Raw genomic sequence first — 8,769 nt, forward strand, 5'->3', positions numbered from 1 at the left:
CCCCCCCCCCCCCCCCCCCCCCCCCCCCCCCCCCCCCCCCCCCCCCCCCCCCCCCCCCCCCCCCCCCCCCCCCCCCCCCCCCCCCCCCCCCCCACTCCGGTCAGACGAGGAAGGTCAGGGACAGCAGGGCCAGGTTGAGCGTGATGACGGCGGCGGCGACCGCCGACGCCGCAACCGTGGTGCCGCGCCGGTTGACGTGCCGGCCCATGACGTCGCGCCGCGCGGTCAGCACGACCAGCGGCACCAGCGCGAACGGGATGCCCAGCGACAGCACGACCTGGGAGATCACCAGTGCCTCGCTCGGGTCGGCGCCCAGGGCCAGCACCACCACGGCGGGGACGACGGTGAGCACCCGCCGCAGCAGCAGCGGGATCCGCCGGTGCAGCAGCCCGCGCATGATCTCGGCCCCGGCCGCGCTGCCCACCGAGGTCGAGGCCAGGCCCGAGCCGAGCAGCGCGACGGCGAACAGCAGCGCCACGCCGGTCCCGAGCTCCGAGGACATCAGGGCGTGGACGCCCTGCAGCGTGTCGGTGCCCGGCAACCCCTGGAGGCTCGACGCCGCCACCACCAGCAGCGACAGGTTGAGCACGCCGGCCAGCACCAGCGCCGCGGCGACGTCCCCGCGGGTGGCCGAGAGCAGCCGGCCCACGCCGAGTCCCTCGCCGCGCGCACCCAGCCGCGTCGTCGTCAGGCTGGAGTGCAGGTAGATGACGTGCGGCATGACCGTCGCGCCGATGATCCCCGAGGCCAGCAGCACGCTGTCGGCGCCGGCGAAGGCGGGCACCAGGCCGCCGGCGAGGTCGCCGCCGTCCGGTGGGTCCACGAGGAGTCCGGCCATGAACCCGACGGCGATCAGGGCGAGGAACCCCATGATGACGCGCTCCAGCGCCCGCTGTCCCCGGGCGTCGCCGACGCGCAGGACCAGCAACGAGACCGCGGCCGTCAGCACCGCCCCCAGCACCAGCGGGACGTCGAACAGGATCGCCAGCGCGAGCGCCCCGCCGACCACCTCGGCCATGTCGGTCGCCATCGCGATGGCCTCGGCCTGCGCCCAGTACCCCAGCCGGGCGGGTGTCGGCAGGCGGTCGCCGAGCTGCTCGGGCAGCGAGCGGCCCGTCACCAGGCCGAGCTTGGCCGACAGGTACTGCACGAGCACGGCCATCCCGTTGGCCAGCACCACGACCCAGACCAGCGTGTAGCCGTAGCGCGCGCCGGCGGTCACGTTGGTGGCCACGTTGCCGGGGTCGACGTAGGCCACCGCGGCGATGAAGGCCGGGCCGAGCAGCGCCAGGCGGCGCGATCGCTGCAGCACGGATCCTCCTCCGCTCGGGCCGCCGACCGGGCGCAGCATGCCATGGCGGAGCAACTGTTCGTTCCGCCGCACGGTCCGCTGGGGTAGCTTGCGCCCGTGCGGACGGCCGTCATGCGGGTGGTCATCGACGCGGACGGCGACCTCGGGCCGGACGCGTACGAGGCGGGCCTGCTGGCCCTGCGCGACGCGGCGCTCGAGGTGGTGGCCAGCCCGCCGGGGCACCTGCCGGAGCGCCGCCGCGAGGTGGAGCTGATCCTCGACGAGTCCCAGCTGGCCGACCGCGACGACTACGTCGGCCTGTGCTCGCGGGCCTTCGGCCTGCCGGCCGCACCCGGCGTCGTCACCTTCATCAGCCGCGGCACCGACGACGACGCCCGCGGCGTGCTCGCGGGCTTCGGGGTGCAGGCGCCGGTCGAGCGCTGGGAGGAGGCGGGCGAGGAGGTCGTGCGCGTCGTCCTGGACCGGGAGCAGGCCCGGCGGGTGCCCGAGGGTCGGCTGCACACCGCGCTGGAGGCGGCGCTCAACTGCGAGGTCCGCATCGTCGTCGGCGACCCGGCGGACGCGGTCTCAGCCCCGGAGCGCGCCCCGTAGCAGCGCGGCTCGCAGGAAGGCCTGCGCGCGTGCCGTCCCGGTCCGCGCGTGCTGGTGGAACGGCAGCCACAGGACGGAGCGGATGTGCAGAGCGAGGTCCGGCACCGCCCGCAGCACGCCGTCGTCCGCGCCGCGCCGCAGCAGGTCCTCCAGGGCCCGCAGCCGGCCCTGGGTCTGCAGGTAGTGGTCGTGGAACGGGCTGGTGGTGGCCTCCCGGCCGCTCCAGCCGTAGCGCAGCGTGCAGGACTCGGCCTCGAACCGGCGGCTGGCGTGCACGAACACCCGGCCCAGCCCGTCCAGCGTCTCCACCGGCGGCGACCCGGCCGCGAGCACCGCGCCGAAGGCGTCCCCGAGGTGTCCCGAGTAGCTGCCCAGGACCTCGCGCAGCAGCGCCTCCTTGGACTCCACCCGCCGGTAGAGCGTCCCCATCCGGACGCCGGCGGCCGTCGCGATGTCGCGGACCGTCGTCGCGTCGTAGCCGCGGCGGGCGAACTCGGTGCGCGCCGCGGCCACCACGGTGTCGCGGTCGCGCGGGCCGCCGGGCGCCCCCTCGGCCGGCCAGCGGGCCACCGCCTCGCTCGCCGCCCGGGCGGCCGCCGAGACGTCGAGCTCGGCGTCGGGCGGGCAGGCGCCGGCCACGCCGCCGAGCAGGACGTCGCACAGGCCGGCGGCCAGCGCCCGCGGGTCCCGGTCGCCGGGGTAGCTGCCCGGCGCGTCGAGCGTCACGTGCTGCAGGGCGAAGCGGAGCAGGGCCGGGTCGGCGCCGCCCTCGCGCGCCGGCCGCAGCCCGTCGACGGCCTCCCGCCAGGCCCGGTCGAGCGCCGCGGTCGGCAGCCGCATCGCCTCGCGCAGCCGGGGGGTGGCCACCGTCGGCGGCTCGAAGGCCCGGAGCCGGACGGCGGCGCCGTGCGCCGAGCTCAGCGCCATGACGTCGGCGGTCAGCTGCCGGACCCGCTGCTCGGCCGCCGCGCCGGGTGCGGGCGGGTCGGCCACCGCCGCGGCGGCCACCCCGGCCAGCGCCTCGCCGAAGGCGGTCAGCAGCTCGGCGGCGATCTGCTCCTTGGACGCGACGTGGTGGTAGAGGCTGCCCGGCAGCACGCCCACCGCGTCGGCGATGTCGTTCATGGTCGTGCCCGCGTACCCGGCCGCCTCGAACAGCCGGGCGGCGGTCTCCCGCACGACCTGCGCCCGCGCGCTGTCGCCCGGGGGAGTGCGGCCGGCGACCCCGCGCGCGCCCGTCATGGCGTCGAGTATGGCCGCCCGCGTCCCGGCCGAGCGGCGCCGGTGCGCGGGGCGCTCCCGGATTGCCCGCACGACCGACGGAGAAGGAGAGATGCAGGTGGCTGAGACCGAGACGGTGGTCAACGGCGGCGTCGTCGTCCACGAGTTCGTGGGGCCGGAGGACGGCGAGGTCGTCGTCCTCACGCCCGGTGGGCGGTTCGGCAAGGACTTCCCCGGCGTCCGCGAGATGGCCGAGGGCATCGCCGCCGGCGGCAAGCGCGTCCTGCTCTGGGACCGGCCGAACTGCGGGAGGTCCGACGTCCAGCTCTTCGGGCGGTCCGAGTCGCACATGCGGGCGGAGACCCTCGGTGGCCTCCTCGACGGCCTGGGGATCGAGCAGGTCGTGAAGTTCGGCGGGTCCGGCGGCGCGCGCGACTCGATCGTCTTCACGCTGATGTACCCGGAGAAGGTCACCCGGCTGGCGCTGTGGAACATCGTCGGCGGCAACTTCAGCACCATGTCGCTGGCGGGCGTCTACATCCTCAACGAGCTGCGCACGGTCCGGGCGAAGGGCATCGAGGGGGTCCTGCAGCTCGGCGGCGCCGCCGGAGGATGGGGCGACCTGGTGGCGGCCAACCCGCGCAACGCCGACCGGCTGCGGGAGCTGGGGGCCGAGGAGTTCGAGCGCGTGATGTACCGCTGGCTCGACGCCTTCATCCCCAAGCCGAACGAGGCCATCCCCGGCGTCGCCGACTGGGAGTTCGGCGAGATCCGCGTGCCCACGCTGATCATCCGGCCCGGGATCGACGACCACGACCACCCGCCGACGACGTCCTTCCGGGTGCACACCCTGATCCGGGGCTCCCGGCTGGTCGAGCCGCCGTGGCCCGAGGACGCGTGGGAGCAGGGCGGGGCGGCGCGCGAGGCCGGCACTGGGAACATCTTCGACTCCTGGGTGCTGGCCGCCCCGCTCCTCGTCGACTTCGTCGACGGCAAGGAGGCCGGCGAGCCGACGACCACCGACTGGAACGGCCGCCCGACGGGCTGACGCCGGCGCGTGCCCGGGGCACCGTTCCCGGGCACGCGACCGGCCGCCACCCTTGTGGGTGGGGGCGCCGCCCATTACGGTGGCCGGAGCAATCATTTGGTCCGGCCGACGGCCGGGAGGCGGCGGGAGGGCACGCGTTGGGTTCCGAGGGTCAGCCGGTGATCGACGCGAGCGTGCACGTGTTCTTCGCCAACGACGCCGACCTGCGCGGGTACCTGCACGAGCCGTTCAGGAGCCGCGGCTACCCCGACGTCGACGTGGCGTGGTTCGCCCCGCCGGACGGCGTCCGCTACGCGCCGGGCACCCAGGCCGACACCGAGATCGAGACGCGGGCGTTCGGGCAGCCGATCTCCCGGGTCAAGGGGCACCCGGGCTCGGACCCCGAGCTGGTGGGCCGGCGCCTGTTCGACCAGGGCGGCGTCGACTACGCCGTCCTCCACCCGATGTCGAACGCGGGGATCCTGCCCGACTGGCACCTGGCCACCGCGATCTTCGCCGGCTACAACCGCATGCTCGTCGAGCGCTGGCTCGACTCGGGCACGTACGCCGACCGCTTCCGCGGCACGATCCGGGTGAACCCCAACGACGTCGACGGAGCCGTCCGCGAGATCGGCCGGTGGAAGGACCACCCGCGCGTCGTGCAGATCGGCCTGCCGATGCAGACCCAGCACCCCTACGGCCGGCCGCACTTCCGGCCGCTGTGGCGCGCCGCGGTCGAGGCCGGCCTCCCGGTCGCGATCCACATCGAGATGGGCGTCGGCATCACCCACCCGCCGACCCCGTCGGGCATCACGCGGACGTTCTCGCACCTGACCGCCTACCAGCCGATGACGTTCGTCTGGCACCTGCTGAACATGATCGCCGAGGGCGTGTTCGAGGAGTTCCCGGAGCTGCGGATCGTCTGGGCCGACGGCGCGGCCGACATGCTCACGCCGTTCATCTGGCGGATGGACTCCTTCGGCCGCCCGCACCTCGAGCAGACGCCGTGGGCGCCGAGGATCCCCAGTGCCTACCTGGCCGACCACGTGTTCTTCGTGCACGGATCCCTCGACGGGCCCGGTGCCGACGCCGACTTCGCCGACGAGTGGCTGCGCATGACCGGCAAGGAGGACCACCTGCTGTTCGGGTCGAGCTACCCGGACTGGGCGATGGTCTCCCCCGACGAGCTCCCGCGCGCCTGGACCCCCGAGCAGCGGGACAAGGTCCTGTGGCGCAACGCCGCCCGGCTCTACGGCATCCCCGTGACCGACCCGGCCCCGGTGACCGCCCCCGTCCCCGCGTCCGCCTGAGGCGCTCCCCCGACCCGTCCGGCAGCGACGAGAGGAACCCGGCATGACCATCGAGATGCAGCGCCCGAAGACGCTCTCCACCGAGACGACGCAGGTGCGGGTCGTCGACAGCGACATCCACCCCACGCCCAAGCGCGGGGAGCTGACGCCGTTCCTGCCGGCGAGGTTCCGGAGCCTGTTCGAGAACCGGTCCACCGGCGCGGGCAGCCCGGTCTACTACGACGCGCCGGACTTCGCGCACTCCTTCGCCATGCGCACCGACTCGTTCCCGGCCGACGGCAACTTCGCCGGGTCCGACCCCGACCTGATGTTCCGCCAGGTGATCATGGAGGCCGGCTGCGACCTGCTCATCCTCGGCCCGCTCAACGGCGGCGGCCAGACCGAGGAGGAGCACCACGCGGTCACCCAGGCGACCAACGCCTGGCAGGACGCCTGCTGGCTGGACGGCGAGCACAACTGGCACCAGCGCTTCCGCGGCTCGATCGTCGCCGCGATGGAGCACCCCGAGGCCGCCGCCCGCGAGATCGAGCACTGGGCCGGCCACCCGTACATGTCCCAGGTGCTGATCGGCGCCGAGCTGCGCCCGGCCTGGGGCGACCCGCGGTACGACCCGGTGTGGGAGGCCGCGACCCGCAACGGGCTGCCGGTGGCCTGCCACCTCGGCCGCGGTCAGCACAACGAGCTGCCGATGTCGCCGGTCGGCTTCATGACCTACAACCACGACCTGATGGTCAGCTACTCGATGCTGGCGGCGAACCAGGTCATGAGCCTGGTCTTCGACGGTGTCTTCGACCGGTTCCCGACGCTGCAGATCGTCTTCATCGAGCACGCCTTCAACTGGCTGCTGCCGCTGATGTGGCGGATGGACGCCGTGTACGCCAAGCGCGGCCCGGAGAACGGCCTCAAGCGCAAGCCCTCGGAGTACGTCAAGGACCACATCTGGTGCACGACGCAGCCGCTGGACATGCCGGAGGACAAGCTGGAGTTCACCCGCTCGCTGGAGTGGATGGAGGCCGACAAGCTCCTGCTGTTCTCGTCGGACTACCCGCACTGGACGTTCGACGACCCGCAGTGGGTGGCCAAGCACCTGCCGCTGCACATGCGCGACAAGATCATGTACCAGAACGCGCTGCAGGTGTTCCCCGACCTCCCCGAGACCGTGCCGGCGCTGCCGGGGCAGAAGCGGCTCCCGTAGTGCGGGAGCGCGCGAGCGTCCGTGCCCCGCTCGCCCGCGGCCGCGAGCACGTGGTGGCGACCGTCGAGGAGATCCCGCCCGGTCAGCACAAGGTCGTCCCCATCGGCCGGTGGGGCGTGGGCGTCTACAACGTCGCCGGCCGCTTCTACGCGATCGCCAACTACTGCCCGCACGAGGGCGGCCCGCTCTGCTCCGGGCGCACGCACGGCGTGACCGTCGTCGACCCGGAGCGTCCGGGCGGCGCGGCCGAGTCCCGGGCCGGGGAGTTCGTCTACTGCCCGTGGCACCAGTGGGGGTTCGAGCTCGCGACCGGCACGACCGCGGTCAAGCCGGAGTGGAGCATCCGCACCTACCCGGTCCGGGTGCAGGGCTCCGACGTCATCGTCACCGCCTGACCGGCACCGCCCGACGGCACCGCCCGACCGGCACCGCCCGATCCCGGAGGTCCTGCGCACCATGAGCCTGGCGACAGACGCGCCGGTGACCGCTGCCCTCGGGGTGTACCCGGGCGTGGCGGGCCGGCTGATCCCCGGGACCGGCGGGCGCGAGGACCTCGCCGCCTATCGTGCGGCCGGCGGCTACGCGCCCGTCGAGGACCTCGAGCGGCTGCTCGACGAGGTGGACGAGGCCGGGATCCGCGGTCGCGGCGGTGCCGCGTTCCCCCTCGCCACCAAGATCCGCACCGTCCGCGGCGGCCGCGGCGTGCCGGTCGCCGTCGCCAACGGCGAGGAGGGGGAGCCGGCGTCGGTCAAGGACCGCTGGCTGCTGCGCTCCCGGCCGCACCTGGTGCTCGACGGCCTGCGGCTGGCCTCGCTGATGGCGGGCGCGGACGAGGTGCACGTCTACGTCTCCGATGCCGACGCCGCCGAGTCCGTGGCGCAGGCGCTGGACGAGGTGCGCGGCGCCGGCTGCTGGGACGTCGCGGCCGCCCTCACCGTCGTCGAGCCGACCTACGTCGCCGGCGAGGAGACCGCCGTCGTCCAGGCGATCGGCGGCGGGCCCGCCCTGCCCACCGACAAGCCCCCGCGGCCGTTCGAGGAGGGCGTCAAGGGCCGGCCGACGCTGGTCAGCAACGTGGAGACGCTCGCGAACCTGCCGCTGGTGCAGCGCCTGGGCTCGACCGGCTACCGCTCGCTGGGCACCGTCGCCTCGCCGGGCACGTTCCTGCTCACCCTGTCCGGCTGCGCCTCGACCGGGCTCTACGAGGTGCCGTTCGGCGTGACGCTGGGCGAGGTCCTGCGCTGGCTCGGCGAGGACCCGGCCGCGGTCGAGGGTGTCCTGATGGGCGGCTACTTCTCGGGCGTGCTCGGCCGGCACGCGCTCGACGTGCCGCTGGAGTACGACGCGCTCAAGGCGCTGCACAGCGGCCTCGGCTGCGGCGCCGTGGCGCTGCTGACCGCCGGCGCCTGCCCGGTCGAGGTCTCCGCCGCGGTCATGGCCTACTTCGCCCGGGAGAACGCCGGGCAGTGCGGCTCCTGCTTCAACGGGATCCCGGCGATGAGCGCGGTCCTCGAGGCGCTGCGCGACTCCCGCGCCGAGGAGGCCGACGTGCAGCGGCTCACCGACTGGTCGGTGCGCCTGCGCGGCCGCGGCGCCTGCGGCACGCTCGACGGCGCCACCAACGTCGCCGCCGCCGTCCTCCGCGAGTTCCCCGACGCCGTCCGCGGCCACCTCGACGACACCTGCCCCACCTGCGCGCCCGCGGAGGGGCGACCGCCGGGTCGGGCGCCGTTCGCCGTCGCCGTGCCGGCGCCGGCCTGAGCCGCCGCCCGCCGAGGAGGACCGCCTTGAAGATCAAGCTCGACCGGACCAGGTGCGACGGATTCGGCTTCTGCGCCCGCTACGCGCCCGACGTCTTCGACCTCGACGAGTGGGGCTACGTCTCGCTCGTCGGCGCCGGCACGGTGGCGCCGGACCGGGAGGACGACGTGCGGCGGGCGCTGCTGGACTGCCCCGTGCACGCCATCACCGAGCTCCACACCTGACGCGGAGGAGATCCGTCGGCGTCACGCCGATGTCGTGTCCCCGGACATGTGTCGTGGTGTGGGCTCATGACATGTGTCGCGGTTGGGTTCAGGCGGCGTCCATCCTGGCGTAGCGCTGGTGGGGGTCG

Annotated in this window: 9 protein-coding genes; 7 read left to right on the forward strand and 2 right to left on the reverse strand. The window is 74.6% G+C overall.

The window, feature by feature from the left end:
* Positions 1–100: 100 nt before the first annotated feature.
* Positions 101–1,312, reverse strand: coding sequence for an Nramp family divalent metal transporter (locus tag ACK586_RS24920; RefSeq protein ID WP_409333225.1), 1,212 nt, complete (start codon positions 1,310–1,312; stop codon positions 101–103).
* A 96-nt stretch (positions 1,313–1,408) separates the two neighbouring features.
* On the opposite strand from ACK586_RS24920, the gene ACK586_RS24925 reads away from it, so the two are divergent.
* Positions 1,409–1,903 (forward strand): hypothetical protein, encoded by a 495-nt coding sequence (locus ACK586_RS24925; protein ID WP_409333226.1) that lies wholly within the window; start codon positions 1,409–1,411, stop codon positions 1,901–1,903.
* On the opposite strand, the gene ACK586_RS24930 is transcribed toward ACK586_RS24925, so the two are convergent.
* The gene (locus ACK586_RS24930) at positions 1,880–3,145 is read right to left on the reverse strand and encodes a TetR/AcrR family transcriptional regulator (RefSeq protein ID WP_409333227.1); all 1,266 of its coding nucleotides are present in this window, start codon (positions 3,143–3,145) and stop codon (positions 1,880–1,882) included. The two genes, ACK586_RS24925 and ACK586_RS24930, sit on opposite strands and share 24 nt — an antisense overlap.
* A 97-nt stretch (positions 3,146–3,242) precedes the next feature.
* Between ACK586_RS24930 and ACK586_RS24935 the strand changes: the two genes are divergently transcribed.
* From ACK586_RS24935 to ACK586_RS24960, 6 genes are all read left to right on the forward strand, one after another.
* On the forward strand, positions 3,243–4,172 hold the full coding sequence (locus ACK586_RS24935) for an alpha/beta fold hydrolase (RefSeq protein ID WP_409333228.1): 930 nt from the start codon (positions 3,243–3,245) through the stop codon (positions 4,170–4,172).
* A 158-nt stretch (positions 4,173–4,330) separates the two neighbouring features.
* Entirely contained in the window at positions 4,331–5,461 is a 1,131-nt protein-coding gene (locus tag ACK586_RS24940; protein WP_409333229.1) for an amidohydrolase family protein, read from the forward strand.
* Between the two features lie 43 nt (positions 5,462–5,504).
* The gene (locus ACK586_RS24945) at positions 5,505–6,656 is read left to right on the forward strand and encodes an amidohydrolase family protein (protein WP_409333230.1); all 1,152 of its coding nucleotides are present in this window, start codon (positions 5,505–5,507) and stop codon (positions 6,654–6,656) included.
* Complete coding sequence (locus ACK586_RS24950; protein WP_409333231.1) at positions 6,656–7,051, forward strand: Rieske (2Fe-2S) protein; 396 nt, start codon at positions 6,656–6,658, stop codon at positions 7,049–7,051. Before ACK586_RS24945 ends, ACK586_RS24950 begins: the two co-directional genes overlap by 1 nt.
* A gap of 61 nt (positions 7,052–7,112) precedes the next feature.
* Positions 7,113–8,417: an NADH-ubiquinone oxidoreductase-F iron-sulfur binding region domain-containing protein gene (locus ACK586_RS24955; protein WP_409333232.1), complete on the forward strand. Its 1,305-nt coding sequence runs from the start codon at positions 7,113–7,115 to the stop codon at positions 8,415–8,417.
* 26 nt (positions 8,418–8,443) lie between these two features.
* A complete protein-coding gene (locus ACK586_RS24960; RefSeq protein ID WP_409333233.1) occupies positions 8,444–8,641 on the forward strand; it encodes a ferredoxin in 198 nt (65 codons plus the stop codon).
* Positions 8,642–8,769: the final 128 nt, after the last annotated feature.

The sequence above is a fragment of the Trujillonella humicola genome (assembly GCF_046233715.1).
GTDB lineage: Bacteria > Actinomycetota > Actinomycetes > Mycobacteriales > Geodermatophilaceae > Trujillonella > Trujillonella humicola.

Bases quoted from the DNA above. Each gene is read 5' to 3' on its own strand.
- ACK586_RS24930 (WP_409333227.1), bottom strand. From the start codon at position 3,145: ATGACGGGCGCGCGCGGGGTCGCCGGCCGCACTCCCCCGGGCGACAGC.
- ACK586_RS24945 (WP_409333230.1), top strand. From the start codon at position 5,505: ATGACCATCGAGATGCAGCGCCCGAAGACGCTCTCCACCGAGACGACG.
- ACK586_RS24955 (WP_409333232.1), top strand. From the start codon at position 7,113: ATGAGCCTGGCGACAGACGCGCCGGTGACCGCTGCCCTCGGGGTGTAC.